Below are 24,160 nucleotides of genomic sequence, written 5' to 3' on the forward strand. Positions count from 1 at the left end.
AGGTTATTTGCGGGCCGTATTAGGGCGGCAACCGGGCGTGTGTTCGCGGCAGCTTGCCCGCAGGCCACCCGGTGCCTAGCGTGACCACATGGCCGCAACAACGGACAATTCGACGTTGCAGCGCCTGTCAGACGGGATCTGGACCGCGTCCGGCGACGTCGTCACAGCCGCAGCGGGATTTCACTACCCCACGCGGATGGTGGTTATCCGCCTCGATGATGACCGGCTCTGGGTGTGGTCGCCGGTGGCGCTGAACGAAGCCCGTAAGCGCGAGATCGACGCGCTCGGCCTGGTCGCCCATATCGTGGCGCCCAACAGCCTGCACCATCTCGCCCTGTCCGACTGGCAGTCCGCCTATCCCGCCGCCCGCCTGCACGGCGCGCCGGGCATGGCGGCCCAACTCCCGGATCTGAAATTCGACACCGAATTGACCGACACCGCCGATCCGGCCTGGGCCGGACAGATCGATCAGATCGTCGTGCCCGGCAACCGGATCACCACCGAAGTCGTCTTCTTTCACCGGGCCAGCGGCACGGCGATCTTCACCGACCTGATCCAGCACCTGCCGGACGACTGGTATTCCGGCTGGCGACGCTGGGTCGCGCGCTGGGACCGGATGACCGGGCCAGCGCCCGCCGTCCCCGGCAAATTCCGTCTCGCCTTCCGCGACCGGAAGCGCGCGCGCGCCGCCATCGACCGCATCCTCGCCTGGCCGGCCAGAACCGTCCTGTTTGCGCATGGTGAGCCGGTGCGGGACGATGCGCAGGCGTTTTTGACGCGGGCCTTTGCCTGGTTGCGTTAGGGCGGGGGGCGGCCGCCCTTGTGAGGGCTGGCGCGGCGCGCTGACCGCCCCATTCTTTCCTTGCAGAGATTTCGCCGCAGTGACTTCGCGCCGTCAAGGCGCATGCCCGCTTCGCGGCGCCGAAGGCGGCCTTGACGACGCGAAGTCACTGCGGTCTGCTGGCTGGCAAGCAATGTATGGCGAGATTTGCGCGGGACGCGCGCTGGTGAACTAGGTGTCCGGACTCGCTCCACGAACGCGTGTTGCTCTCCCCCACATCGCGACATTTCCGCGACGGCCCGCATCCCTCCCTTGCCACACGCTCGAATCCATTCTATTGCCGCGCCGCAAGCAGCAATGAGGAGTCTCCCATGGAGATTCGTGAAGGTCTCACCTTCGATGATGTGCTCTTGCAACCGGGCCCGTCCGAAGTTCTTCCCGCCGATGCCAATGTCTCCACGCGTGTGGCCAGCGATGTCGCGTTGAAGATTCCGATGCTCGCCGCCGCCATGGACACCGTGTCCGAGAGCGGCATGGCGATCGCCATGGCACAGGCTGGCGGCCTCGCGGTCATCCACCGCAATCTCACCATTGCCGAACAGGCCGAGGAAGTGCGGCGGGTGAAGCGTTATGAGAGCGGCATGGTGGTCAATCCGGTGACGATCTCGCCGGATGCGACACTCGCCGATCTGCGCGCCCTGATCGCCCAGCACCGGATTTCCGGCATTCCCGTTGTTGAAGGCGCCACGCCGGCTCGCCCGGGCAAGCTGGTCGGCATCATCACCAATCGCGATGTCCGCTTCGCCGATGATCCCAATGAGAAGGTCGGCAATCTGATGACCCGTGACGTGGTCACGGTGAAGGTCGGCGCCTCGCAGGACGAAGCCCGCGCCAAGCTGCACAAGCACCGCATCGAGCGCCTGCTGGTTGTCGATGACGAAGACCGTTGTATCGGCCTGATCACGGTCAAGGATATGGAAAAGGCGCAAGCCTTCCCCAATGCCGCCAAGGACGCCCAGGGCGCGCTGCGCTGTGCGGCGGCGACCACGGTCGGGGATAGCGGTTTCGAGCGCGCCGAGGCGCTGATCGATGCCGGGGTCGATGTGATCGTGATCGATACCGCCCACGGCCAGAGCCAGTCGGTTCTCGACCAGGTCACCCGGGTCAAGAAATCCTCCAGCATGGCCCGTGTCGTGGCCGGCAATGTCGCGACCTATGACGGCGCCAAGGCGTTGATCGAGGCGGGGGCGGACTGCGTGAAAGTCGGGATCGGGCCAGGCTCGATCTGCACGACGCGGATTGTCGCCGGTGTCGGCGTGCCGCAGCTGACCGCCATCATGGATGCCCGCCGCGCCGCTGAAGGCACGGATGCCTGCATCATCGCCGATGGCGGCATCAAATTCTCCGGTGACATGGCCAAGGCGGTCGCCGCCGGCGCCCATTGCGTCATGGTCGGCTCGCTTCTGGCGGGGACGGAGGAAGCGCCCGGCGAGGTCTTCCTCTATCAGGGCCGGTCCTACAAATCCTATCGCGGCATGGGGTCCCTCGGCGCCATGGCGGCCGGCTCTGCCGACCGTTATTTCCAGAAGGATACCGAGCGCATGAAGCTGGTGCCGGAAGGGATTGAAGGCCAGGTGCCGTATAAGGGCCCGGTCGGACCGATCCTGCACCAGATGGTCGGCGGTCTGCGTGCCGCGATGGGCTATACCGGCTCAAAGACAATTGCCGACCTGCATGAGCGGGCGCAATTCGTGCGCATCACCAATGCCGGCCTGCGCGAAAGCCATGTCCACGACGTCAAGATCACGCGCGAAGCGCCGAATTATCCGACGACGAGCTGAACAGATAGCCGGTGAGGGCAAGCCGCCATCTTCGCATGGAGGCCATGCCCGGGCGGAGATTGCCGGTTGGTGGCGGGGTGACTACCCCGTTTCCATCCATTTTTCCAAGGGGAAGCCTGATGTCTGACGCTTTGATTTATCCGCTTCTGGTGCAAGTCGCCCTGACCTTTGTCCTGCTGTTCGCCAATGCGTTGATGCGCACCGGCGCGGTCGGGTCCGGAAAGGTCAAGCCGGCCGATATCGTGCTCGGCCAGCGCGCCTGGCCGCGCAAGGTTCAGCAGGTCTCCAACGCGTTTCAGAACCAGATGGAAACACCGACGCTGTTCTTCGTCGGCATCATCCTGGCGCTTGTGCTGGGCCTGGGTGGCCCGGTCCTCGTGGCGCTGGCCTGGGTCTGGGCGGCGCTGCGCATCATCCATGCCGTGATCCACACCACCAGCAATAATCTGCGCTGGCGCTTTTACAGTTTTGCTGCTGGCGTCTTCGTTCTGCTCGCTTTTTGGATCACGCTGGCGGTCGGGATCTTCACCCGATGACACAGGACCAGCCGATGATCGAGACCGACCAGGACATCCTCTTCCTGCTGACCGGCGCCTGGGACGACGCCGATGGCGGTCCCTGGCTGTGCGCCGATTGCTGCACGATGGAGGGCGCGCTCAAAGTCAATTCGCACTGGGTGGACGCTGTCACGCTGGTCCGGATCGACTATGCCCGTCCGCGCGCGGAGATCGTGGCGCTGCTGGACGCGGACCATCAGAATGCGCCGACGCTCATCCTGGCCGATGACACGACCGCCCATGTCGAGCCGGAGGCGGTTGTGAACGGGCGCCGGATCTACACCGACCCCAAGGCCATCTGCCGTCAGCTGGCGGCGTGCTATACCGGCGCCCAGCCGAAATAAACCGCGCCCGAGTGCGCCCCTACAAGACGGATATCCGACATGAGAGACGGCGCACGCATTGCCGCGGCCATCGAGATTCTCGACACGCTCCAGACCCAGCACCAGCCAGTGAAGGACGCCGTGCGCGATTGGGGCAAGGCGCACCGCTTTGCCGGCTCGGGCGATCGGGCCTGGATTGGCGGGCTGGTGCTCGACGCGCTGCGTCACCAGTCCTCGACCGCCTACGCGATGGAAGATGATGCGCCCCGCACGCTGGCGATCGGCACGGTCGGTCGGGTTTGGGGCATCGAGGCCGATGCCATTGACGCCATGTTCGACGGTGATGACCACGCGCCGGACAAGCTGACCGATGCCGAGCGCGAGGGCTTGGCTCGGGACATTTCCGACGCGCCGCTTCATATCCGTGGTGACGTGCCGGAATGGCTGGAAGAAAGCTTGATCCGGGCCTTTGGTGAGGCGGCGGCGGAAGAGGGGCGCAAGCTCTCTTCGCGGGCACCGGTCGATCTCAGGGTGAATGAAGCGAAAGTCGATTTTGATCGTGCTTTCAAAGAGGTATCGTCGAAACTGAAAGCGGCTGAAAATAGCCCCTTGGTGCGCTCAGGTATTCGAATTCCGCAGCGCGACCCGCGCGGCAAGTCGGCGGCGGCCGAGAGTATTCCCGCCTATGGCAAGGGCTGGGTCGAGGTCCAGGATATCGGCTCCCAGCTGGCGGCCCTGGCTTCGGGCGCCCGTGCAGGCGAGCAGATACTGGATTATTGCGCCGGTGCCGGCGGCAAGACGCTCGCCCTGTCGGCCCTGCTGCACAATACCGGACAGGTCCATGCCTGGGACATTGATTGGCGCCGGCTGCGCGCCATCTGGCCGCGTCTCAAGCGCGCCGATGTGCGCAATGTCCAGGTTCACGACGATAGCGAAGACAAGGCCTTGGGCGGCTTTGTTGAGAAAATGGATGTCGTCTTCTGCGACGCCCCCTGTACCGGAACCGGCACCTGGCGCCGCCGCCCCGACGCCAAATGGCGGTTGAAGCCCATGGCGCTGGAAAAGCGCATGGCCGAACAGGACATCGTGCTGGAACGCGGTCATCGCTATGTGAAGCCGGGCGGCCGCCTTGTTTACATCACCTGCTCGGTCCTGCCGGAAGAAAACGGTGACCGGGTCAATGCCTTCCTCGACAAGGTCGAGGGCTTCAAACCGGTGCCGGTGCTGGACGTGTTGGTCCAGTCGGGCGGCCTGGGCGACGGCGCCGAGGCGTTGCTGGAACCTTGCGTCACCGAACACGGCGCGCTGCAGCTTTCGCCGGGTCGGACGGACACGGACGGGTTTTACATCTGCGTGATGGAGCGGGTGGGGTGATGGACGGCTGAGTGATACCGACTCACCAGGGCGTTTTCAGGTCGGCATGGGCGTGAAGGTTGAAGGCCGAGACGAATGCTAGCCCCAGTGCCGCGGTGAGCGCGGGCACCACACCGCAATAGGCCATCGGGGCGCTCTCTGCGGCGTGTCTGTGGCCAGCAAATGGCAAGGTCGTCGCAGCTCGCTCCGCCTGCCATGAAAACTATCTCCAGCCGTTGCGCCGCCGTTTACCGGCGGTCGCCTGCGGCCCGTATCCGAGTTCGGTCAGCCTTTGCCGCGTTGCCGCGGTCACCTGCCCATCCAGCGCCGAACCCGCGCCCGCCCGTCGCCGGGTCAGGGGCTGGTTGATCAGCGGCACGCTGTCGTGTTCCAGCCCGTGCAGCTCGATGCGTCTCGTGGCGAAGTGCAGCTGGGCCGGTTCGAACTTGAAGCCGAGGAAGGTCATCAGCGTCGTCATGGTCGCTTTGGGTCGGGTCACCAGATCTTCATAGCGCACGCGGCAAATACGGCCTGCCAGGCTGCGTTCGGCGGCGAGGCCGATACCGGTCAGGTCGGTCCAGTATTTCAGCGCCGCGCCCGGATCGCTGACATGCGGGAAGGGGCGGCCCTGAGGGTCGCGCCAGTCGCGGGCGAGCAGGGAGTTGGCGACATCGCGGCCATCCCGCACGACATGGATGAAGCGGGCCTGCGGCAGGAGGCGTCCGAGTGGATCAAAGGCAGCGACATTGAGGCTGGTCTTTTCAACCAGGACCTCGACCCCCGGTGTATCCAACGGTGCGCTGATCATGCCGGTCAGGAGTTCGGCCATGGATTGGCGCATGTCCTCGGCGCCGAGATCGAAATCCCGGGCGTGCAGCGGCCCCAGCTCACGGGCGAAATTCTGCCATTGCATGGCGATCGAGGGCGGCAGGCCGGTGTCGGGACCGCAATGGACATGGCGGTGCGGTTCGATCAGGCGGCGCAGCACGGTCAGGCCGGAACGCGGGCAGCCACCGGCAAAAATCAGGCCCGCCCCGTCGCGGCGCGCCGCTGCGCCGGACGTGTCAGACATAGCCCAAATCAGCCAGATGCTGGCCGGCAATACGCATCACCGTGTCGCGCTCGGCGGTGTCGAGGTCTTGCTGCCAGCGTCCGATGGCCCGGCGGTCGACCGGACCGGCGACGCGTCCGGCGCTGGATTCAGCCGTGCCGGCGGCGGCGTCAAACTCGCGGGCGTGATCGAGGGCTCGGGCCTTGGCCGCGTCGTCCTCGCCGAGCGCGTCAAACAAGGGGGAAATCGTGCCGGCCGGATCGCTGACCAGTGCCTCATAGCGCAGCTCGAAATAATTCGGATCACCGTGCATCCGACGGCCGGCATCAATGCTGGCGCACCACAGGCGGGCGGCCGCTTCGGCATCGCGCGTGATCGCCATTGGCTGGCCGGTGCTGCCATCAGTCCAATCCATCGACAGGAGGGAGGCAACGACGTCGCGACCATCGCGGACAATGCCGATCAGCGGACTGTCCGGGAATATCTGCCGCAGGCGGGAAAAGTGCAGGATATTGGCCGGGGTCTTTTCGGCGACGCGGGCCCCGGTGCGGGCGTGCAGGGGCGCGAGCAGGCTGTCGATGGTGCGGGCAAAGCGATCATTGAGGGCCTGCCGGTCGAGGCCATAGCCACGTTCCAGCATGTCGGCCTGGCCGGTTTCGATCTGTTCGGCGAGATGGCACAGCGCCGGGATGATCCGCATTTCCGGGCCGCACACGATATTGCGGCTGGCATTGACCATGGCGCGCAACAAGGTCGTGCCGGAGCGCGGCGCGCCGCCAATGAAGATGGGAGATTTTCCGACAGCGTACTGCATGACCGATCCGGGGAGGACTTGTCAGCACGGATTACCAGTCGATCGACTGCGGAATAAGTTACAATAGTTCAATGTGTTACGGAAAGTTCATGCAGGCGTAACCTGACCGAGTCCCGTGTCTGTCGGTCGCTAGGTTCGCGGTCGTCCGGGCCGACTGACGCGGCTGATCAGCTGCTTTCCCGCGACCAATAAGGGCCGCTCGACCCAGCGGTGGGCCAGTGCTCCGAGCGCGATGCTGCCGGTCAGGCCGGTCGCATACAATACCAGCAGGCCCGGCAGTGCGCCGGGGATGAGATCGGGCAGCAGACGCGCCAACACGCTGATGACCAAAAGGTGGCCGAGATAGATGGCATAGGACCAGTCACCGACTGCCGCGACGCCGCGTGGCCAGCGTGGTTGCCAGGCCAGAACTGCAGCGACGATACCAATCGCGAGCGGGGCGAAGATCATCGCCCGGGTGTCCGCGTGGGCCAGACCGTCAATGCCAAAGCGTCCGGTCCAGACGGCGGCCAGTGCAAAGCCCAGCACGGCGAGCAGGCTGGCCGCACCGCGCATGCTCGGTAGCCGGTCACGGAATTCTGCCAGCACGATGCCGGCGAGAAATTGCAGGTTGAAGCCGCTCAGGGCCAGTACTGCCCAAGGCGGGCCGGGGCGCAGAATATCGGTCATGGCGAGAAGGGTCAGCCCGGCCCACAGGCCCGCCGCCGCAAGTCTCCAGCGTCGTGGCAGGAAGAGCGCAAGCCCGTAGACGAGGTAGAAGTAGAGCTCATGGGTCAGCGTCCAGCCGACCAGCAGGAGTGGCGGCTGACCGGTGGGCAGCAGGCTCAGGCTGGTTACCCAATCGATGGACTGATCGGCAAAGCCCAACTGGTCACCGATCAGCATGTAACCGATGGCGACCAGCGCCGTGAAAATCCAGTAGAGCGGGAAGATCCGGTTCAACCGCTTCAGCCCGAAGGCGAGGGACGGGCCGTCGGCTTGACGGTAGAGCGTGTGGATGATGAAGCCGGAAATGACGAAGAACACGTCGACGCCGGCAAATCCGGTAAACCCGACGGGTCCGAACCCGTCGGCTCCGAGAAACCGGCTTCCGGCCTGGTGCAGATGGCCGACCACGACCATCATGACAGCGATCGCCCGCAGGTATTGCAGCTCGATGATCTCGGCGTGGGGACGGGCGGTCGGCATTTAAACTCCGGTCAGCGGGCCGATCATCGCGCGACCGGTTGTTCGCGCAAGATTGACCCGGGCCACCGTGTCTCGCCAAGCGGGATGATCAGCCGCGCGTGAAAACCAGAGAGAAGGTGACCGGTGTGACCGGTGTGATCGAGGGCAGACCGGCGAGGTCCTGCAAGGTCGCGAGACCGTCGGTCAGGCCGAAATCAGCCGTGTGCAACAAGACCGGTCCGTGGCTTTCAACAAGCACATTATGCCCGTCAATATCGGTGACCATGACGTCGGCCTGTATATTGGCCGAGGCCCCGTGCAGGTCGATTACCGCCTCGAGCGTCAGCGGGCGACGCTCGCCAATGTCCAGATCGGCCAAGGCTGCGAGGTCGAGCGTGGTGGTGATCCGCGCCTGCGGGAATTCACCCGTTTCAAAAAAATGCTCACGCATGCGCTCATTGCGGATATCGATGCCGGTCGCGACCGTGTCGAGGTCAATGACCAGCTCGGCCCGGCCCTGGCCGTCGACCGATCCGCGAAGCCCGGTGAAGTGATGCGCCTCGGCGACGTCGCCGGATTTGATCGAGACAAAGCCCAGGTGCGAAGCCTCGCTGTCGAGCCGCCAGTCGGCGCCGGTAACCGGCTGGGAACAAGCAGCAAGCAAGGCAACAAGACTGAGAAGGGCGGGCAGACGCATGACAGCACTCCTTGGCAGCGGCACCTGCCTTACCTGCGCGTGCTTGAGGTCCGGTTCAAGCCCGCCGGCCGGTTTTCCGGGCAAAATCTGCCAAAGCGCAGGTCCGGCGTCGCCCGGGACTGGTCAAGCGGACTGACTCGCGCTATCGGGCCACATGCTGACAGATGTTTCTGCCATCTCCCCACAATCTGACCTCCGGGACACCTGCGCGCGCGGGTGCGAACGCCCATGACTGATCAACACGACAAACTCCTTATCATCGATTTCGGCAGCCAGGTGACCCAGCTCATCGCGCGCCGTGTCCGCGAAAGCGGCGTGTTTTGCGAAATCCACCCCTATAACCGCGCCGATGCCGCGTTCATCGATGCCTACGATCCCAAGGCGATCATCCTGTCAGGCTCGCCGCATTCCACCCATTGGGACAATTCTCCGCGCGCCGATGCATCCGTCTTCACACGCGGCATTCCGGTGCTGGGCATCTGCTATGGCGAGCAGACCATGTGCGCCCAGCTGGGCGGCCGGGTCGAAGCCTCCGACGAACGCGAGTTCGGGCGGGCGGATATTACCCTGATCGAGGACAGCCCGCTGTTTGCCGGTTTTGGACCGATCGGTCATGAGGAACGCGTCTGGATGAGCCATGGCGATCGCGTCGCGGCGTTGCCCGAAGGCTTCAAGGTCATTGCCAAGTCCGGCCATGCGCCCTTTGCGGCCATCGCCGATGAGGAACGCCGTTTCTACGGCGTGCAATTCCACCCGGAAGTCGTGCACACGCCGCGTGGGGCGGCTCTGCTCAACAATTTCACCCACCAGATCGCCGGTCTGACCGGGGATTGGTCGATGGCCAATTTCAAGGATGAGGCGATCGCCAAGATCCGCGAACAGGTTGGTGACAAGCGGGTGTTGTGCGGCCTGTCCGGCGGGGTCGACAGCTCGGTCGCGGCGGTGCTGCTGCACGAGGCCATCGGCGACCAGCTGGTCTGCGTCTTCGTCGATACTGGCCTGATGCGCCAGGGCGAGGCCGATGAGGTCGTCACCCTGTTCCGCGAGCACTACAATATCCCGCTCGTCCATGCCGAGGCCGAGGATCTGTTCCTGACCGCCCTCGAGGGCGTCGATGATCCGGAGAAGAAGCGCAAGATCATCGGCAGCCTGTTCATTGATGTCTTCGACGAGAAGGCCAAGGAGGCCGGCGGCGCCGATTTCCTCGCCCAGGGCACGCTCTATCCCGATGTCATCGAAAGCGTCAGCTTTGATGGCGGGCCCTCGGTCACCATCAAGTCGCACCATAATGTTGGTGGCCTGCCGGCGCGCATGAAGATGAAGCTGGTCGAGCCGCTGCGCGAGCTGTTCAAGGATGAAGTCCGCGCGCTGGGCCGTGAGCTCGGCCTGCCGGACGCTTTTGTCGGCCGTCACCCCTTCCCGGGACCGGGCCTCGCCATCCGCATCCCCGGCGCCGTCTCCAAGGAAAAGGCCGACATCCTGCGCAAGGCCGACGCGATCTATATCGAGGAGATCAAGAAGGCGGGTCTCTATGACGAGATCTGGCAGGCCTTCTCGGTCCTGCTGCCGGTGAATACTGTGGGCGTGATGGGCGATGAACGCACCTATGACGCCGTCCTCGCCCTGCGCGCTGTCACCTCCGTCGACGGCATGACCGCCGACTACTACCCCTATGACCACGACTTCCTGGGCCGCGTCGCGACGCGGATCATCAATGAAGTACGCGGGGTGAACCGGGTGGTCTATGATGTGACCAGCAAGCCGCCGGGGACGATTGAGTGGGAGTAGGGGCGAGCACGCCTCCTTCGGGTTGAAGGCCGCGCCTGCGCAGATTGATCCATAAATCCCTTGTCAGCCAGCGGGCCGTATCCGGTTCTTGAGCTCAAGGGCGCGCAGCGCCGCTTCGCGGTTGAAACCCTTGAGCTCAAGAACCGGATACGGCTTTCTCCCGGCAAGGGATGTATGGTTGAGCTTGCGCCGCGCGCGCGCTTTCAATGCCTTTCGCCTCCCCCCAATCCCACACGCCATTTTTCCCGGGCGAAGACCCGGGACCGACCGGACTTGCCTTGAAGCGCTGAATCTCCCGTAGGTCCCGGATAGCGCTGACGCTTCCGGGAAAATGGTGTTGGTGATGGTGAGTGCAGGGGCCGCTTTCTTCAGCGCAACGCCTTCACCACCACACTCATCGGCAAAAACAACACCCGACCATCCGCTGGCCAGGCCAGAAACTCGGCGCACCGTATATAAAAGCGTTTCGCCGCCTCGTTCTTGGCGTGAACCAGCACGGCGGCGATGCCGATGGTTCGTGAGGCGATGGCGATGCGGCGCAGGGCGTCGGCGAGGAGGTCCTGGCCGAGGCCTTGGCCGGAGTGGCTGCGGCTGACGGCGAGGCGCGTGATGATCGCCACCGGGATTGCGTCCGGTGCATTGCGGCGGAGCTTGCCGGGCACTGCGGCTCGTTCGACGGATCCGGCGGACAGGCTGACATAGGCGACGACCGTGTTGCCCTCGCACACGACATAGGTCCGCGAAAAACGGCTCTCATTCTTCAGGGCGCGGTGTTTGAGCCAGTCATCAAGGACCGGCTCGCCGCAGTCGAACGCGGCGAGATCGTGCGCCGCGTTGATCGCTTGCGGCGCGCTCAGGCCCTCCATGCCGGCCGGCGCTGCATCAGGGCGGTCAGTTTCTCGCCAGGCTCGGCGGGAGCCTCCAGCGCATCAGCGAAGGCGTCGAAGGCATTCGGGTCGAGTGTGAACAGCCTGCGGTCGAGCAGGACGTCGATGGCGCGGCTGCGGGCGGTGTCGATCATGAATTCGGTGCGCGACTTGCCCAGCGAGGCAGCGGCCTCGTCGATCAGCGTCCGGGTCTGGCCTTCAATGCGAAGATTGATGCTGCCCTTGGTCGTCCCGGCCTGATCGGAGACGGCCAGCGGGGTGCCAGGCTTGGCCTTGCCGGGAAATTGGCGATCCTTGGTCATGCCATGAATTTGATCATCAGTATATACATTGTCAATACATGCGACTTGCCTTTGACCGCCCCCAAAGCGATTTGCCTTGCCAAATCCCCGGACAACCCCCATATAGCGCTCACTCGAACTTGATTGCCGAATCTTCCGGGCGCGACTTGTCGCCTTCCTGACGCTCTTCCCTTTCAAATTTCGACACTTCGGGCATTCGTCGACACGCGGTCGGCGGGGCCCACCCAAATGTGACTGATTGAAAAGGATCTCGTCATGGCTACTGGTACCGTTAAGTTCTTCAATACTTCCAAAGGTTTTGGCTTCATCCAGCCGGATGATGGCTCGACCGACGTTTTCGTGCACATCTCTGCTGTCGAGCGTTCGGGCCTGTCGACGATCAGCGAAGGTCAAAAGCTGACCTTTGAAGTCGTCCAGGACAAGCGCTCCGGCAAGAACGCGGCTGAAAATCTTCAGACCGTTTAAGCCGACTGCTCCGACCGGCGCATCACGCGCCTGGTGACGAGATTGAAGAGGTCGGGCGATTGCCCGGCCTCTTTGTTTTTCTTCAGATCTTCAGGAGACCGCTCATGACCACACCCTATGCCGACCTGCTGCGCACGACGCCGAAAACGGCCCAGTCCCGCGCCGAAATCACGGACAGCACGGTGCGATCCCTGCTCGATGAAGAAGCAGTTGAGCGCTCCGCCCAGCTGAAATCCCTGCGCGAGGCCCGCCTTGCCATGGAAGCCAAGACTGCCGCCGTGGCCAAGCCGGCCGCGCCGAAAAAGCCGCGCGCCCGCAAACCGATTTCGGTGTCCTGAACGCCGCTTTCCTGACCGTCAGGGCGTCGCGCTGAGCCTGATCAGCTGCGCTGTCGCGGATCGGCGCCGCGCAGACGGCCCGCTGCGGCAGCCCGCATGAAACGTTGGAAACTCGGGCATTCCAGATGACTGGGCGCCTGGCACTCCGCCGCATGTCGCAACCCGTCCCGCATGGCGCTGAGCAGGCGGATCGTGCGGTCAAGCTCGTCCGCCTTGTCAGTCAGCATGCCGCGGTCGATCTTCGGGCGACCATCGGTGCCGAGCACTGCTGCGATCTCGTCGAGCGAGAAGCCGGAGGCGCGGCCCAGCGCAATCAGCGACAGCCGCTCCAATATATCGTCATCAAACACCCGCTTCAGCCCGTGCCGGCCCACGGATCGGATCAAGCCCTTTTCCTCGTAATAGCGCAGCGTTGAGGCCGGCAGGCCGGAGCGCCGGGCGATCACGGAGATATCGAGTGCAGTCACGCTCTTGACCTCAAGTTGACTTGAAGTGGCAGCATGCCCTCATCGCGGTTGATCCGCAAGCCAGGATGAGGAGGACGGCATGTCCGCACAGACAGATAAATTGACGCAGGATACGGGCTGGGCGGGCACGTCCGGAGAGAATTGGGTGACGAGCCAGGCCCTGCTCGATGCGACTTTCGAACCGTTCGAACACCGGCTGGTCGAGGCGGTATCGCCCGGCAGTGGCGACTGGATACTCGATGTCGGTTGCGGCACCGGCGCCACCGTGGTCGCGGCGGCGCGACGCTTGGGAGATGCCGGGCGGGTGGTGGGTATCGACATTTCCGCGCCCATGCTGGAGGCCGCCCGGCGCCGGGTCCGGGATTCCCGTGCCGGTGTCGAGCTGATTTGCGCGGACGCCGAGACCCATCATTTCCTGCCAGGCCGCTTCGACCGGGTCCAGTCGCGCTTCGGGATGATGTTCTTTGCCGACGAGGTGGCGGCGCTGCGCAATCTCTTGACCGCCGTCACGCCGGGCGGCCGGCTTGATGCCGTGGTCTGGCGCGTTGCGGAGGACAATCCTTTCATGACTGCGGCGGCGCGGGCGGTGGCGCCGATCCTGGCTGAGCTTCCCCGATCCGACCCTGACGGTCCGGGCCAGTTCCGCTGGGGTGATGCCGAACGTGTGACGGCTTTGCTGGCCGATGCCGGCTGGCGCGATATCCGCTTTGAACCACTGGATATAGGCTGCCAGTTTCCGCGCAGCGCGCTCGAGAGCTATCTGATCCGTCTGGGGCCGGTCGGGCGCATCTATGACCAACTCGATCCCGAACGACAGCGCTCGGTATTGGCGGCGATGGTTGAGGCGATGGCCCCATTCATCGAGAACCAGTTCGTCCGTTTCAACGCGGCCTGCTGGCAGATCAAAGCCATTCGCCCGCTTGTCGAGGCCGGCTCATGAGCGATGTCGGGGCGACTCTCTCATCCATCATCGCCATCGGGATCGGTGCCAGCCTGGTGCTTGATGCCTGGGTCTGGTTGCGCCAGCGCTGGCTGGGCGTGCCGCCACTAGACTATGGCCGCGTTGGTCGCTGGGCCATCGGTCTTGTCCGTGGGCGGTTTGATGCCGGCCGGACGGGAGGGGCTGTGACGGCAGGCGAAGCGGTGGTCGGTTGGTTGATCCATTTCCTCACCGGGGTTGTCTTCGCAGGCGTGCTGATTGCCATCACCGGGCCCGGCTGGCTGCAAGACCCGACGCCCGGGGCGGCGCTCATGGTCGGTGTTGCCACGGTACTGGCGCCCTTTCTCGTCCTGCAACCGGCCCTGGGCGCCGGTGTCGCGGCCAGCCGCACACCAATGCCCTGGCTCTCGCGTCTGCACAGCGTGGTCAGCCATGCCGTGTTCGGTCTCGGCCTGTATGCCAGCGCCCGGCTGCTCGCTGTCGTCATGACCCGGGTCTGACCGGTCTACGCCGCGACGACATAAGCAGCCTTCGCGGCTTTGATCCGCGCCGCGATCGGATAGATTGCGGCGCGATTGGCCGAGTGGAGAGTGCCGTGATTGATATCCTGCAAGCGCGCATCGAAGCGCTCGAGACGCATATCGCCCATCAGGACCAGACGGTGGATGATCTCAACAGTGTCATCCTCGCCCAGCGCGAGGAGCTGGACCGGCTGACCCGGCGCGTCAACAAGATGCTGGCCCGGCTGGAAGACCTGGAGGCAGCAGCCCCCGGCCCGGAAGTCACCAAGCCGCCGCATTACTAGGCCGGCCCGGTGACGGTGTTGTCGGGTCAGCCGAACACGCCGGTATTGTCGGTCTCGACCGTGATCGGTCGGAACATGCGGTAGATCATCATCGCGAGCACGAATAAGCCGCCGAATATCAAGGCCTGGATGATGACGATCACCGGCATCAACACCATCATCGGCAATGATGCGACCAGGACAGGGCCAAGTCCGGTGACGGAGGAATTGTTCACGGTCACCGGGGCGCCGGTCAGGGCCATCAAGATCATCAATACGAAGAAGACGGCGAACAGCATGCACCAGGCCAGCGTCCAGCCGGTAACAACGAGCTTGTAGATGCTTCCCAGCGTGAGTTGGCCGTTTCTTGTCCGAAGTCGCATGCGTCGCCCCATTGTCGATCCGGTTGAACGTTAGGTTGAAGGGCGTTCGCGGGACAAGCGTTCAGTCGGCATTGTCCACAGCTTTGCTTGCCAGTGCCGTGCGGACGGCCGGCATGATACGGCGACTGACCGGCACTTCAGTGCCGTTGGCGAGGATCAGCCGGCCGGTTCCGCTGGCCTCGCGTTCCAGCGCGGAAACGAAGAGCGTGTTGACGATGTGCGAGCGATGGACCCGCAGGAAGGCTGGCGGCAATTCGCTCTCCAGCCCGCCGAGCGTACCGGTATAGAGCGTGGTGGCGCCGTCCTGGAAATGCAGCTCGACATAATCACCGGCCGCCTTCAGCTGGACGATGCGGTCGCTGGAGACGTAGTCGACCCGGCCGGCGCTCACGAGCTGGATCTGGGCGGGGGCGGATTTCTGACGGGCTTGGGCGAGGGCGGCTTCCAGCTGCAGCGCACGGCGGGTCTCGACGCGTCGCTGGCGGCGCTCCGCGACCAGGGACTGGGCCTGCTGATAGATCAGGAAGGCGAGTATCCCGGCGGCGGTATAGAAATAGCCGATATCCAGAAAGCCTGATCCGAACTGCCACAGCGCCGAACCCGTCAGGGCGAACACGATGACCAGTCCGATCGCGCCGGGTCTGCGCCGGATTGCCCACAGGGCCGACCAGGCCAGGCCGGCGGCAATGGCGGTGAAAAGAACGCCGGCGGTCTTGCCGTCAAAGCCGGGCATCAGCGCGACGACGACGGCCATTGTCAGCACGATTGCCGACAGGCGGGCAAAGCGGGAAAGCCATGCGAGCCGGGTCATGCGTTTGAAAAGATAGGCCAGCAGGCACAGGCTGAAGCCGGCGGCGCAGACGGTGATCAGCACCAGGCGGATATCGTGGAACGGGTAGGGATAGGCGACCAGGCCGCGCGCCGACTCGACCAGGAGTTCGCTGCCAGCAAACAATGACGCCGCCGCCAGCAGCAGCGAGGCTTCGCGCTCCTCATTGCGCCAGGCCGTTACCCCGAAAAAGACGAGACCGATCAGGAACACCCCGAAGGTGATGAGGCTCGGCCAATAGGCGGCGCTGATGGTGCGGGTCGGATCCTGATAGCGACCAAACAGGACCGCATGGATCGGGGATGCCAGGCGAACCCAGCCGCGGTGTGACGACATGCGGATATCGACCACATTGTCGCCGTCCCGGACCAGGGTGTGCGGGACGAAGAGGCTGGCATCAATGCGACCGGCGATCTCGCCGGCGCGGTCGTCGGCCGGGCGTCCATTGGCCCCGATCCGGCTGCCATTTAGAAACACCTCGCTCGACATCTTGCCCATGACGATCAGGCCATAGGGCCCGGTTCCGTCCAGCCCGGCCGCGTCGAGTGGCAGGCGCAATCTCGCCCAGATATGCCGCCCCTGGGGATCAAGCTCGAATACCGAAACTGTCTCGCAGGCCGGGTCGTCATAGTCCGGTGGGCCTTGGTCCTGGTCCGAGGCCGGACAGACGCGGACCGGTTCGAGGGCGACATGGGTCAAGGGTTGGGCGTCTAGGCGCGCGGCGAGGCCTGAGACGGCAAAGGCGAGGCAGGCCGCAAACAGGGCGGCGAGAGGACGAGGGCGAACGGTCATGTTTGCCAGACTAGCGGTGACGCGGTCCGACGTCCCGCCACTTGTCGGTCCATCACTGCCGCTGACCGATTAACGCGTGTTTGTGCCGCGTTGGCGGGCTTTCCTGACGGCGTGCCGGGGGGCATGCAACAGCAGCGGAGACCGCCATGACATCCATTTACCTCACCTTGCGCACCGGCCTGATGGCAGGCGCCGCGCTGGCGCTGGCGCCCCTTGATGCGGTTTTCGCGGACATGCCGGGTGAAACGCCGATGGCCTTCACGGCCCAGAGCGGCGAGACGGTCGATGCGTTTCGCGGCGAGATGCAGCTGCCCGAGAATCGCGCTGATCCCGACAGCCGGCTGATCACGGTCAGTTATGTCCGCTTCCCGGCCACGGGTGAGGTCGTGGGGCCACCCATCGTCTATCTCGCCGGCGGTCCGGGCGGATCCGGGTCCGGCACGGCGCAGGGCCGACGCTTCCCGCTGTTCATGGCAATGCGCCAGCATGGCGATGTGATTGCGTTCGACCAGCGCGGCACCGGCCTGTCGGACCAACCGCCAGCCTGCCAATCCGCTCAGCTGACGGATGAAAGCCAGCAACGCAGCGATGCCGATATCGTGGCCGGTTATCGCGCAGCGCTTGATACCTGCACGGCATTCTGGGCTGCCGAGGGCGTTGATCTTCTCGGCTATACGACGCGTGAAAGCGTCGCCGACCTGTCGGATCTGCGGCGTCATCTCGGTGCGGACCGGATCGCGCTGTGGGGCATTTCCTATGGCAGCCATCTGGCCCTGGCGGCGCTGAACGACATCCCTGACGAGATCGACCGGGTGATTATCGCCAGTGCCGAAGGCCTCGACCAGACGGTCAAGCTGCCGGCCCGGACCGATGCCTATTTCGCGCGCTTGCAGGCGGCCGTGGATAGCCAGCCCGCCGCCGCGCCGCTTTATCCGGACATTGCCGGCTTGATGCGCCGGGTCCATGCCCGGCTTGAGGCGGAGCCGATGATGCTCGACCTGCCGCAGTCGGACGGGTCCAGCATCCCCTTCCTGCTGCAACGCCATCACATGCAGCAATTCGCGTCCGGCCTGATCGCCGATCCGGACAGTGCGCGCATCCTGCCGGCGCTCTACAGCGCTCTTGATGCCGGTGATCCGACGCTGGCGATCATGCTGCTGTCCTACTTCGCGGACCCGGGAGAGGGGATAGCCCTGCGCGCGATGCCGACCGCGATGGATATTGCCTCCGGGGTCAGTGCCGAGCGTCTGGCCCTGTTTGAAGCGCAGGCCGGGAGCGGCTTGGTCGGCTCTTATCTGAATTTCCCGATGCCGCAGCTGGCCGGCGCGATTTCGGGCCTCGATCTGGGTGATGATTTCCGCCGCGGGCCGAGCGGTGACACGCCCGTCCTGCTGCTGACCGGCACGCTGGATGGACGCACCTATCCGCAGGCGCAAGTGGAAGCGGTGGCGGGCCTGGGCAATGTCACCCAGGTGATTGTCCGCAATGCCGGCCACAATCTCTTCATGACGACGCCGGAAGTCGGCGAGGTCATGCATGCTTTCATGCGCGGTGAGGCGGTTGGCCGATCGGAAATTGTCATCGACCTGCCCGATTTCACGACCCATCCCTTGCAGCGCTGAGGTTGCAAAAGCGCAAGATCGGGACCGCCCGCCCTTGCCGGACCGGTTAGACCGGCATCATGGTTCACCACAGCAGGAGTGACGATCATGATGCCGGACAGCCGCCTTCGCCATGCCGAACGGATCGAGCGCGTGCTTGCGCATATTGAGCAGGCTGACAGTGAGGCCGGGCTTTCCGTCGAGGCGCTTGCCGCCGTCGCGGCGCTCTCGCCTTATCACTTCCACCGGGTCTATCGCTTGATGACCGGGGAGACGCCGGGTGACACGATCCGTCGCGTGCGTCTGGCCCGGACGGTGCCCGAATTGCAGGATGCGGATCAGTCCATCACCCGTGCAGCCGGTGGCGCCGGCTACGGGTCGAGCCAGTCCTATGCCCGCGCCTTCCGGGCGGCGACCGGTGGTTCGGCGAGCGATGTGCGCGCCGGACGCGTCGACCTGATCGACCAATTGCTGCGCCCTGCCCACAAGGGCGGCGGGGAGGCTGTGCCGCTGGCCGTCGAGATTGTCTCCACGGCGCCGCTGCGCCTGCTCGCGATCCGCAATATCGGCGCCTATGCCGAACTCAATCAGGCCTATGAGCGCCTGTTTGCCAGCGTGTTCAGCCAACACCCGATGGATGCCCTGCGCGGCATTTACGGCGTCTGGCATGAGGATCCGCGTTTCACGGACCCGGCCGACCTGCATTTTGACTGTGCGATTGCGGTCGGCGATATCGAAGCGCCGGACGGGATCGAACTGATCGCGCTGGCCGGTGGTGATCATGCACGCCTGCGTCATGTTGGCGATTATGACAGCCTGCATGACAGTATCGACCGCCTTTACGCGGCGGTGCTTGATGGTGGTCTGGGCACGTTCGCCGACAGGCCGCTGCATGTTGAATATGTCGATGATCCGGACAGCAGGCCGGCGGCCGAATTGCGGTCTGACATCTATCTGCCGATCGAGCGGGCATGACAGCGCGCCGGCCCCAACGGACAAGACAAACCCTGCCGGCATGGCTAGGCTGGCGGGGTCTTGCCTGAGGGGGAAACCATGCGTCATCTGATTGGCTTGTTGGTCATTGTGTTTGCCTGCGGCACGGCACAGGCCCAGCCGCAGCTCTATCGGGTCGTCAATGTCGATCAGACCGACACGCTGAACGTCCGCGCCACCGCCAACCCGACGGCGGCGATTGTCGACACGCTGTCTCCGAGTGCGAGCCGTGTCGAAGTTCTTGAAGAGCGCCATGGCTGGGGCCGCGTCATCGCTGGTGAGGGCGAGGGCTGGATCAATCTCGCCTATCTCCTGCGCATGGAACGACCGGCCATCGGCGAGTTCGATGCGCCGGGCGGATTGCAGTGCAGTGGCACGGAGCCTTTCTGGGGCCTGCAGCTGCACGAGAGCGGGGATGCGACCTATTATGATGGCGAAAGCCTGGGGGCGGAATTGGTGCTGAACGTGGTTGATGCCCGTACCGCCCGTGCCCGACCCGACCCTCATGTCTATTATCTCAGCGGCGCCGCCGAGGGCGTGGCGGTGATTGCCAGCGGGCAATGCTCGGACGGGATGAGTGATCGTCGCTATGGTTGGCAGGCCAGTGTGGACATGCGCTCGCCGGACGGTGTGTCGAGACTCGTCCAGGGCTGCTGTTTCACACCCGTCCTGCAATAAATTTCATCGACCTGCATCCAACCCGTCGCTTGGCGGCGACACAGGTGTGAAGGCCCGGTGATCGCCGGGTCGATTGTGGATTGTCGAACAGGAGATCGACCCGATGGCCGAGATTTTCGAGAATTACTGGTGGCTGCTTTTCCCGCTGGGCTTTTTCGTTGCCGCTGGCTGGGGCAGTTTCATGCGTTACAAGCGGACCCAGGCCAAGATTGACCTGCTGAAGACCTATGCCGCCTCCGGCAAGGAGCCGCCGGCCGACCTGATCGCCAGCCTGGATGACCCGGAAGGACGTCCGGATTGGTCGGACCTGGATCAGGGCACGAGCGGCGACCGGTCGAACTATGGAACCGGCAGCAATGCCTTCCTTGTGATCCTGTTTGCCGGTTTTGCCGCCGTGTTTGCCTACGAGGGCTATGTCGGCCTGATCGGTATCGGCCAGGTCGCCTATTTTGTCGCGATGATCTTCGTCGTCCTGTCGGCGGCCTTTTTCGTATCGTCCTTCTTCAAGGGCAAGAAATAGGCTGACCGATGAGCTCGCAACCGACGGACGCGGCGCTGGTCGCGGCGGCCCGCTCGGGCAATGACGCGGCCTATGGGCGGATCGTCGACCGGTATCAGGGGGCGATCCGCACATTTTTGTGCCGGTTGAGTCCTTATGATGCGGATGCCGATGATCTGGCCCAGGAGACCTTTCTGGCGGGCTGGACGGAATTGCGCCGGCTGCGCGATCCGGAGCGTTTGAAGACTTGGCTGTTCTCGATTGCCTGGCGCAAGGCCAAGGGCCAGGCACGGTCCATGGCTCGCGCGCGCCAGCGTGACGATGACTGGCAGGACTTGCGTCCGGACAGCGAGACACCCCAGACCGAGCGCGCCATCGCCCTGCGGCAGGCGCTGGGGCAGCTGCCGCCAGACCAGCGCGCCGCGGTCTCGCTCTGCCTCGGCGAGGGCTGGTCGCACGGCGATGCCGCAAACGTCTTGGAAATGCCGCTGGGGACTGTAAAATCACATGTATTGCGAGGGCGTGCGCGCCTCGCTGAAATCCTGGGAGTGGGTGATGGACAAGACTGATCCGCTTGCTGACTTCTTCGCCGCCGATGCGGCACCGGCCAATGACCGGGCCTTCCGGACCCGTGTGATGGAGCGTGTCGCCCGGAGGCGCTTGCGCATCGAGCTGGTCCTGCGCCTGGTTGCGGGCTGCCTGCTGGTGCTCGGATTGGCGTTGGTTTCCCCTGTTTTGCAGAGCCTTGCCGACATGCTTGGGCAGGAAATGTCCATGCCGCTTCAGGTCATCGCAATGGCTGGCGGGATCGCCTTTCTTGGTCACGCCTGGCTGAGCCGGACGATCAATCTGCCACGTTTGCGCCCGTTCTGATCGACGCGACCGGTCAAATCGGCATCACAGGATACCGCATTCGGTTTTCATCCACGACACGCCGATGAATCGCCTATAGTCCAAGCCGAGCTCGGGGAGGCGTTGATGCTGCTTTTGTCTGTGGGACTGGTTTTGTTTCTGGGTGTGCATTGCCTTCGCATCGTGCCGGGGCTGCGCGACGGTTTGCAGACGCGCCTCGGCGCGACCCCCTACAAGCTGACCTATACGGTGATCTCGCTGGCCGGTTTCGCGCTGATCATCTATGGCAAGATCATCGCGCATCCGACACCGTCTGTGTGGCAGGCACCGGACTGGGGCCGTGATCTCGCCCTGATTGCGGTGCCCCTGGGGATCATCCTGATCACCTCGGCCTATGCGCCCGGCCATATCCGCCGCTGGGTGCGCCATCCGATGCTGGCCGGTGTGATCGTCTGGTCGGGCGCGCACCTGCTGGCCAACAGCGAGGCCTCGGCCGTCCTGTTGTTCGGCAGTTTCTTTGTCTGGTCTCTGATTACCTTCATCGCTGCCTGCTTCCGCGAAACACCGCCGCCAGTCGTGAAGGGCTGGGGTGGCGATTTGACAGCGATCGTGCTGGGGCTTATTGCAGCGCTCATCATATTGAATTTGCACATGTATCTGTTTGGTGTTGCGGTAATCGGCTAACGATTGCATCCAATTTGGGATCTCGCCGCATCTCATGGTCAACGGCCGCGTGGTGCGGCTTGAAACGGAGGTTGATATGGGACCGGATATTGTTGTTCCTGTTAGTTTGTTCCTGATGGTCCTTGGCATTGTCGGGTTCTCGGTGAACGCTTCGATGCAAAAGCGCAAGGCGACTCTCAAAGTTGTCGAAGAAGCGATCCGTTCCGGCCAGACCATGACACCGGAAACGATCCGGGCGTTGGGCATGCCGCGCAAGGACCGCAATGGTGACCTGAAAGGTGGGCTGATCCTGATCGCGGTCGCGGCCGCCTTCCTTGTGCTCGGCTGGACGGTCGGCATGGTCGAAGGCGAAGACGAGGCCATGTACATCATGCCAGCGATCGCCTCATTCCCGGGCTTTATCGGCCTGGTCCTCGTCGGTTTCGGCCTGTTGGGCAGCAAAAAAGACGGCTCCGAGTAATCGGAGCGGGCTGATGAAGGCGTCGGACGAAGAACTCACAGCCCTGGTGGTCGCCACGAAGAACCCGGCGGCCTTCGGGGAGCTGGTCCGGCGCCATCAGGGTCTGGTTCGCGGCATGCTGCACCGCATGTGTCGCAACCACGCCCTGGCCGATGATCTCGCCCAGGATGCCTTTATCCGCGCCTATGAGAAGATCGGCAGCTTCAAGGGTACGGGTTCGTTCAAATCCTGGCTGTGCTCGATCGCCTACACCCAGTTCCTGATGTCGGCGCGCAAGCGCAAGGCGACCGAGCGGGTGCTGGAGAAGTACCAGACCGGTATGGACGACAGCGAGGCGCCGCGGGACATGGGCAGTGTGGTTGATCTTGACCGCGGACTGGCCACGTTGAAAGAAGAAGAACGGATCGCGGTTGTGCTATGTTATTCTTGCGGTATGTCGCATTCGGAAGCCGCTGAGGCGACCGGCATGCCGCTCGGGACGGTCAAGTCGCACGTCAATCGCGGCCGGGCCAAGTTGCAGGCGTTTTTTGCGGACGCGGAGGAGATGGTGTCATGACGATGGATGATGCATTCGATGCCCGGCTCAAGGCCGCCTTCGCACAGGCCGCCGAGCCGCTGGAAACCGAGCGCGAGGCCGAGGCTTTTTCCCACCGTGTGATCAAGCAATTGTCCAACCCGGATCGCAAGCGCATCCTGCTGATCGGCGGGGCGGGGTCGACCGGTTCGGCGATCGCCGGCACACAGCTCGAGTCAATCCTCGGCCAGATCAATGTGCCGACCGACGGGCTGATGGCCAATGTCGGTTTCCTGATGAGCCCGGAGGTCATGGCGGCGGGCGCGATGGCAGTGGCCGTGGCCATGGTGGCCGCCGTTCTGCCACGCCGTCTCGCCTGAGGCTTTTGCAGCGCAGCATGCTGCGCTAGGGTCCGGCCATCCGATTTGAAAAGGCCACTCCCATGTCTGCCCAAACCCAGGTTCGGCGGGTCACCGCGCCGGATATCCGCGCCCGTAAGGGCGGTGAGCCGATCGTCAGCCTGACCGCCTATGACACGCCGATGGCGCGCATCCTGGATCCGCATTGCGATCTTCTTCTGGTCGGTGACAGTGTCGGCATGGTGGTGCACGGGCTGGACTCGACGGTCGGTGTCACGCTCGACATGATGATCCTGCACGGCCGGGCCGTCATGCGCGGCGCCAAACGGGCCCTGGTCGCCGTCGACATGCCGTTCGGCAGCTATGAACAATCGCCGGAACAAGCCTTCGCCAATGCCGCTCGCATCATGGCTGAAACCGGCTGCCAGGCGATCAAGATCGAAAGCGGTACCTATGCCGCCGACACGATCCGCTTCATGGCGGCGCGGTCGATCCCGGTCATCGGGCATGTCGGATTGCGGCCGCAGGCGGCGCTCGCCGATGGCGGGTTCAAGGCCAAGGGCCGCACGGATGCCGAGCGTCGACGGGTGATCGACGAGGCGGTCGCCACGGCCGATGCCGGTGCCTTTGCGATCGTGATCGAGGGCGTGGCCGAGGACCTGGCCCGCGAAATCACCGAAACCGTCGCCGTGCCGACCATCGGGATTGGTGCGTCGGCAGCCTGTGACGGGCAGATCCTGGTCACCCATGACATGCTTGGCGTGTTCGATTGGACCCCGAAATTCGTCAAGCGCTATGACAATATGGCCGAGCGCACCGATGCGGCGGTGGCACAATTTGCCCGTGAAGTCCGCGACCGCAGCTTTCCGTCCGAGCGTGAGGTCTACACGATGAAGCGTTCCGACGGCTGACCTCTGTTGCCGCAGGGGGGTAGTAACGCTAGGGTCCGGCGCACATTGAT

The 24,160-nt window shown here is 64.2% G+C and carries 31 protein-coding genes; 22 read left to right on the forward strand and 9 right to left on the reverse strand.

Annotation, left to right across the window (positions count from 1 at the left end; all coding sequences use genetic code 11):
• Nucleotides 1-88: 88 nt before the first annotated feature.
• The 5 genes from AWH62_RS06165 (at nt 89) to AWH62_RS06185 (ending at nt 4,876) form a co-directional block, all read left to right on the forward strand.
• The gene (locus tag AWH62_RS06165; RefSeq protein ID WP_075189610.1) at nt 89-802 is read left to right on the forward strand and encodes a DUF4336 domain-containing protein; all 714 of its coding nucleotides are present in this window, start codon (nt 89-91) and stop codon (nt 800-802) included.
• A gap of 350 nt (nt 803-1,152) precedes the next feature.
• Entirely contained in the window at nt 1,153-2,622 is a 1,470-nt protein-coding gene (gene guaB / locus AWH62_RS06170; protein WP_075189611.1) for an IMP dehydrogenase, read from the forward strand.
• Between the two features lie 119 nt (nt 2,623-2,741).
• Nucleotides 2,742-3,158, forward strand: a complete 417-nt coding sequence (locus tag AWH62_RS06175) for an MAPEG family protein (protein ID WP_075189612.1) — start codon at nt 2,742-2,744, stop codon at nt 3,156-3,158.
• A complete protein-coding gene (locus AWH62_RS06180) occupies nt 3,155-3,523 on the forward strand; it encodes a DUF3088 domain-containing protein (protein WP_083635043.1) in 369 nt (122 codons plus the stop codon). The genes AWH62_RS06175 and AWH62_RS06180 overlap by 4 nt, the downstream gene beginning before the upstream one ends.
• Nucleotides 3,524-3,562: 39 nt before the next feature.
• Entirely contained in the window at nt 3,563-4,876 is a 1,314-nt protein-coding gene (locus AWH62_RS06185; RefSeq protein ID WP_075189613.1) for an RsmB/NOP family class I SAM-dependent RNA methyltransferase, read from the forward strand.
• Between the two features lie 202 nt (nt 4,877-5,078).
• Here the strand turns inward: AWH62_RS06185 and AWH62_RS06190 are convergent, their stop codons facing one another.
• The 4 genes from AWH62_RS06190 to AWH62_RS06205 all read right to left on the reverse strand — a co-directional run bounded on the left by AWH62_RS06190 (nt 5,079) and on the right by AWH62_RS06205 (nt 8,584).
• Nucleotides 5,079-5,927: a sulfotransferase gene (locus AWH62_RS06190; protein WP_075189614.1), complete on the reverse strand. Its 849-nt coding sequence runs from the start codon at nt 5,925-5,927 to the stop codon at nt 5,079-5,081.
• Nucleotides 5,920-6,720, reverse strand: a complete 801-nt coding sequence (locus tag AWH62_RS06195; protein ID WP_075189615.1) for a sulfotransferase — start codon at nt 6,718-6,720, stop codon at nt 5,920-5,922. Before AWH62_RS06195 ends, AWH62_RS06190 begins: the two co-directional genes overlap by 8 nt.
• A 129-nt stretch (nt 6,721-6,849) precedes the next feature.
• Nucleotides 6,850-7,908, reverse strand: coding sequence for an acyltransferase (locus AWH62_RS06200; protein ID WP_075189616.1), 1,059 nt, complete (start codon nt 7,906-7,908; stop codon nt 6,850-6,852).
• A gap of 88 nt (nt 7,909-7,996) precedes the next feature.
• Nucleotides 7,997-8,584 (reverse strand): YceI family protein, encoded by a 588-nt coding sequence (locus tag AWH62_RS06205; protein ID WP_075189617.1) that lies wholly within the window; start codon nt 8,582-8,584, stop codon nt 7,997-7,999.
• Nucleotides 8,585-8,812: 228 nt separating this feature from the next.
• Here AWH62_RS06205 and guaA point away from each other — a divergent pair, with 228 nt between their 5' ends.
• Complete coding sequence (gene guaA, locus AWH62_RS06210; RefSeq protein ID WP_075189618.1) at nt 8,813-10,372, forward strand: glutamine-hydrolyzing GMP synthase; 1,560 nt, start codon at nt 8,813-8,815, stop codon at nt 10,370-10,372.
• Nucleotides 10,373-10,740: 368 nt separating this feature from the next.
• Here the strand turns inward: guaA and AWH62_RS06215 are convergent, their stop codons facing one another.
• Both AWH62_RS06215 and AWH62_RS06220 read right to left on the reverse strand, forming a co-directional pair.
• Nucleotides 10,741-11,238, reverse strand: a complete 498-nt coding sequence (locus AWH62_RS06215; protein WP_075189619.1) for a GNAT family N-acetyltransferase — start codon at nt 11,236-11,238, stop codon at nt 10,741-10,743.
• Entirely contained in the window at nt 11,226-11,561 is a 336-nt protein-coding gene (locus tag AWH62_RS06220; protein WP_075189620.1) for a DUF1778 domain-containing protein, read from the reverse strand. The genes AWH62_RS06215 and AWH62_RS06220 overlap by 13 nt, the downstream gene beginning before the upstream one ends.
• A gap of 255 nt (nt 11,562-11,816) precedes the next feature.
• On the opposite strand from AWH62_RS06220, the gene AWH62_RS06225 reads away from it, so the two are divergent.
• Entirely contained in the window at nt 11,817-12,026 is a 210-nt protein-coding gene (locus AWH62_RS06225) for a cold-shock protein (RefSeq protein WP_075189621.1), read from the forward strand.
• Nucleotides 12,027-12,130: 104 nt separating this feature from the next.
• Nucleotides 12,131-12,364, forward strand: a complete 234-nt coding sequence (locus AWH62_RS06230) for a hypothetical protein (protein WP_075189622.1) — start codon at nt 12,131-12,133, stop codon at nt 12,362-12,364.
• Nucleotides 12,365-12,405: 41 nt separating this feature from the next.
• Here AWH62_RS06230 and AWH62_RS06235 read toward each other — a convergent pair whose 3' ends face one another.
• Nucleotides 12,406-12,831, reverse strand: coding sequence for a helix-turn-helix domain-containing protein (locus tag AWH62_RS06235; protein ID WP_075189623.1), 426 nt, complete (start codon nt 12,829-12,831; stop codon nt 12,406-12,408).
• Nucleotides 12,832-12,910: 79 nt separating this feature from the next.
• On the opposite strand from AWH62_RS06235, the gene AWH62_RS06240 reads away from it, so the two are divergent.
• The 3 genes from AWH62_RS06240 to AWH62_RS06250 all read left to right on the forward strand — a co-directional run bounded on the left by AWH62_RS06240 (nt 12,911) and on the right by AWH62_RS06250 (nt 14,576).
• Complete coding sequence (locus AWH62_RS06240) at nt 12,911-13,771, forward strand: class I SAM-dependent methyltransferase (RefSeq protein WP_075189624.1); 861 nt, start codon at nt 12,911-12,913, stop codon at nt 13,769-13,771.
• Nucleotides 13,768-14,271, forward strand: a complete 504-nt coding sequence (locus AWH62_RS06245; protein ID WP_075189625.1) for a DUF2938 family protein — start codon at nt 13,768-13,770, stop codon at nt 14,269-14,271. Before AWH62_RS06240 ends, AWH62_RS06245 begins: the two co-directional genes overlap by 4 nt.
• Nucleotides 14,272-14,366: 95 nt before the next feature.
• On the forward strand, nt 14,367-14,576 hold the full coding sequence (locus tag AWH62_RS06250; protein ID WP_075189626.1) for a SlyX family protein: 210 nt from the start codon (nt 14,367-14,369) through the stop codon (nt 14,574-14,576).
• A gap of 26 nt (nt 14,577-14,602) precedes the next feature.
• On the opposite strand, the gene AWH62_RS06255 is transcribed toward AWH62_RS06250, so the two are convergent.
• Together AWH62_RS06255 and AWH62_RS06260 are read right to left on the reverse strand one after the other, a co-directional pair.
• Nucleotides 14,603-14,938 carry a hypothetical protein gene (locus tag AWH62_RS06255; protein ID WP_075189627.1) on the reverse strand — a complete coding sequence of 112 codons (336 nt, stop codon included), beginning with the start codon at nt 14,936-14,938 and terminating at the stop codon, nt 14,603-14,605.
• A gap of 61 nt (nt 14,939-14,999) precedes the next feature.
• Nucleotides 15,000-16,559 (reverse strand): LytTR family DNA-binding domain-containing protein, encoded by a 1,560-nt coding sequence (locus AWH62_RS06260; protein WP_075189628.1) that lies wholly within the window; start codon nt 16,557-16,559, stop codon nt 15,000-15,002.
• 146 nt (nt 16,560-16,705) lie between these two features.
• On the opposite strand from AWH62_RS06260, the gene AWH62_RS06265 reads away from it, so the two are divergent.
• From AWH62_RS06265 to panB, 11 genes are all read left to right on the forward strand, one after another.
• A complete protein-coding gene (locus tag AWH62_RS06265; RefSeq protein ID WP_233128266.1) occupies nt 16,706-18,181 on the forward strand; it encodes an alpha/beta fold hydrolase in 1,476 nt (491 codons plus the stop codon).
• A gap of 87 nt (nt 18,182-18,268) precedes the next feature.
• Nucleotides 18,269-19,135 carry a GyrI-like domain-containing protein gene (locus AWH62_RS06270; RefSeq protein WP_075189918.1) on the forward strand — a complete coding sequence of 289 codons (867 nt, stop codon included), beginning with the start codon at nt 18,269-18,271 and terminating at the stop codon, nt 19,133-19,135.
• Nucleotides 19,136-19,213: 78 nt separating this feature from the next.
• Nucleotides 19,214-19,831 carry an SH3 domain-containing protein gene (locus tag AWH62_RS06275; protein WP_075189629.1) on the forward strand — a complete coding sequence of 206 codons (618 nt, stop codon included), beginning with the start codon at nt 19,214-19,216 and terminating at the stop codon, nt 19,829-19,831.
• Between the two features lie 103 nt (nt 19,832-19,934).
• Nucleotides 19,935-20,351, forward strand: a complete 417-nt coding sequence (locus AWH62_RS06280) for a hypothetical protein (RefSeq protein ID WP_143742960.1) — start codon at nt 19,935-19,937, stop codon at nt 20,349-20,351.
• Nucleotides 20,352-20,359: 8 nt separating this feature from the next.
• Nucleotides 20,360-20,899 (forward strand): RNA polymerase sigma factor, encoded by a 540-nt coding sequence (locus AWH62_RS06285; protein WP_075189631.1) that lies wholly within the window; start codon nt 20,360-20,362, stop codon nt 20,897-20,899.
• Nucleotides 20,886-21,203: a hypothetical protein gene (locus AWH62_RS06290; protein WP_075189632.1), complete on the forward strand. Its 318-nt coding sequence runs from the start codon at nt 20,886-20,888 to the stop codon at nt 21,201-21,203. The genes AWH62_RS06285 and AWH62_RS06290 overlap by 14 nt, the downstream gene beginning before the upstream one ends.
• 105 nt (nt 21,204-21,308) lie before the next feature.
• Nucleotides 21,309-21,866 (forward strand): NnrU family protein, encoded by a 558-nt coding sequence (locus tag AWH62_RS06295; protein ID WP_075189633.1) that lies wholly within the window; start codon nt 21,309-21,311, stop codon nt 21,864-21,866.
• A gap of 76 nt (nt 21,867-21,942) precedes the next feature.
• Nucleotides 21,943-22,326, forward strand: coding sequence for a DUF6249 domain-containing protein (locus AWH62_RS06300; protein ID WP_075189919.1), 384 nt, complete (start codon nt 21,943-21,945; stop codon nt 22,324-22,326).
• Nucleotides 22,327-22,339: 13 nt separating this feature from the next.
• The gene (locus tag AWH62_RS06305; RefSeq protein ID WP_075189634.1) at nt 22,340-22,882 is read left to right on the forward strand and encodes an RNA polymerase sigma factor; all 543 of its coding nucleotides are present in this window, start codon (nt 22,340-22,342) and stop codon (nt 22,880-22,882) included.
• On the forward strand, nt 22,879-23,220 hold the full coding sequence (locus AWH62_RS06310) for a hypothetical protein (protein WP_143742961.1): 342 nt from the start codon (nt 22,879-22,881) through the stop codon (nt 23,218-23,220). The genes AWH62_RS06305 and AWH62_RS06310 overlap by 4 nt, the downstream gene beginning before the upstream one ends.
• Before the next feature lie 62 nt (nt 23,221-23,282).
• On the forward strand, nt 23,283-24,110 hold the full coding sequence (gene panB, locus AWH62_RS06315) for a 3-methyl-2-oxobutanoate hydroxymethyltransferase (RefSeq protein WP_075189636.1): 828 nt from the start codon (nt 23,283-23,285) through the stop codon (nt 24,108-24,110).
• The last annotated feature ends 50 nt before the right edge of the window (nt 24,111-24,160 follow it).

The organism is Maricaulis sp. W15 (assembly GCF_001924955.1).
GTDB classification, from domain to species: Bacteria; Pseudomonadota; Alphaproteobacteria; order Caulobacterales; family Maricaulaceae; genus Maricaulis; species Maricaulis maris.

Coding starts and splice junctions, on each gene's coding strand:
- AWH62_RS06185 (WP_075189613.1), top strand. CDS start 3,563: ATGAGAGACGGCGCACGCATTGCCGCGGCCATCGAGATTCTCGACACG.
- AWH62_RS06300 (WP_075189919.1), top strand. CDS start 21,943: ATGGGACCGGATATTGTTGTTCCTGTTAGTTTGTTCCTGATGGTCCTT.
- AWH62_RS06230 (WP_075189622.1), top strand. CDS start 12,131: ATGACCACACCCTATGCCGACCTGCTGCGCACGACGCCGAAAACGGCC.
- AWH62_RS06240 (WP_075189624.1), top strand. CDS start 12,911: ATGTCCGCACAGACAGATAAATTGACGCAGGATACGGGCTGGGCGGGC.
- AWH62_RS06200 (WP_075189616.1), bottom strand. CDS start 7,908: ATGCCGACCGCCCGTCCCCACGCCGAGATCATCGAGCTGCAATACCTG.
- AWH62_RS06175 (WP_075189612.1), top strand. CDS start 2,742: ATGTCTGACGCTTTGATTTATCCGCTTCTGGTGCAAGTCGCCCTGACC.
- AWH62_RS06270 (WP_075189918.1), top strand. CDS start 18,269: ATGATGCCGGACAGCCGCCTTCGCCATGCCGAACGGATCGAGCGCGTG.
- AWH62_RS06260 (WP_075189628.1), bottom strand. CDS start 16,559: ATGACCGTTCGCCCTCGTCCTCTCGCCGCCCTGTTTGCGGCCTGCCTC.
- AWH62_RS06295 (WP_075189633.1), top strand. CDS start 21,309: ATGCTGCTTTTGTCTGTGGGACTGGTTTTGTTTCTGGGTGTGCATTGC.
- AWH62_RS06220 (WP_075189620.1), bottom strand. CDS start 11,561: ATGACCAAGGATCGCCAATTTCCCGGCAAGGCCAAGCCTGGCACCCCG.
- AWH62_RS06165 (WP_075189610.1), top strand. CDS start 89: ATGGCCGCAACAACGGACAATTCGACGTTGCAGCGCCTGTCAGACGGG.
- panB (WP_075189636.1), top strand. CDS start 23,283: ATGTCTGCCCAAACCCAGGTTCGGCGGGTCACCGCGCCGGATATCCGC.
- AWH62_RS06195 (WP_075189615.1), bottom strand. CDS start 6,720: ATGCAGTACGCTGTCGGAAAATCTCCCATCTTCATTGGCGGCGCGCCG.
- AWH62_RS06190 (WP_075189614.1), bottom strand. CDS start 5,927: ATGTCTGACACGTCCGGCGCAGCGGCGCGCCGCGACGGGGCGGGCCTG.
- AWH62_RS06245 (WP_075189625.1), top strand. CDS start 13,768: ATGAGCGATGTCGGGGCGACTCTCTCATCCATCATCGCCATCGGGATC.
- AWH62_RS06180 (WP_083635043.1), top strand. CDS start 3,155: ATGACACAGGACCAGCCGATGATCGAGACCGACCAGGACATCCTCTTC.
- AWH62_RS06265 (WP_233128266.1), top strand. CDS start 16,706: ATGACATCCATTTACCTCACCTTGCGCACCGGCCTGATGGCAGGCGCC.
- AWH62_RS06205 (WP_075189617.1), bottom strand. CDS start 8,584: ATGCGTCTGCCCGCCCTTCTCAGTCTTGTTGCCTTGCTTGCTGCTTGT.
- AWH62_RS06280 (WP_143742960.1), top strand. CDS start 19,935: ATGGCCGAGATTTTCGAGAATTACTGGTGGCTGCTTTTCCCGCTGGGC.
- guaA (WP_075189618.1), top strand. CDS start 8,813: ATGACTGATCAACACGACAAACTCCTTATCATCGATTTCGGCAGCCAG.
- AWH62_RS06305 (WP_075189634.1), top strand. CDS start 22,340: ATGAAGGCGTCGGACGAAGAACTCACAGCCCTGGTGGTCGCCACGAAG.
- AWH62_RS06290 (WP_075189632.1), top strand. CDS start 20,886: ATGGACAAGACTGATCCGCTTGCTGACTTCTTCGCCGCCGATGCGGCA.
- AWH62_RS06275 (WP_075189629.1), top strand. CDS start 19,214: ATGCGTCATCTGATTGGCTTGTTGGTCATTGTGTTTGCCTGCGGCACG.
- AWH62_RS06215 (WP_075189619.1), bottom strand. CDS start 11,238: ATGGAGGGCCTGAGCGCGCCGCAAGCGATCAACGCGGCGCACGATCTC.
- AWH62_RS06310 (WP_143742961.1), top strand. CDS start 22,879: ATGACGATGGATGATGCATTCGATGCCCGGCTCAAGGCCGCCTTCGCA.
- AWH62_RS06255 (WP_075189627.1), bottom strand. CDS start 14,938: ATGCGACTTCGGACAAGAAACGGCCAACTCACGCTGGGAAGCATCTAC.
- guaB (WP_075189611.1), top strand. CDS start 1,153: ATGGAGATTCGTGAAGGTCTCACCTTCGATGATGTGCTCTTGCAACCG.
- AWH62_RS06285 (WP_075189631.1), top strand. CDS start 20,360: ATGAGCTCGCAACCGACGGACGCGGCGCTGGTCGCGGCGGCCCGCTCG.
- AWH62_RS06225 (WP_075189621.1), top strand. CDS start 11,817: ATGGCTACTGGTACCGTTAAGTTCTTCAATACTTCCAAAGGTTTTGGC.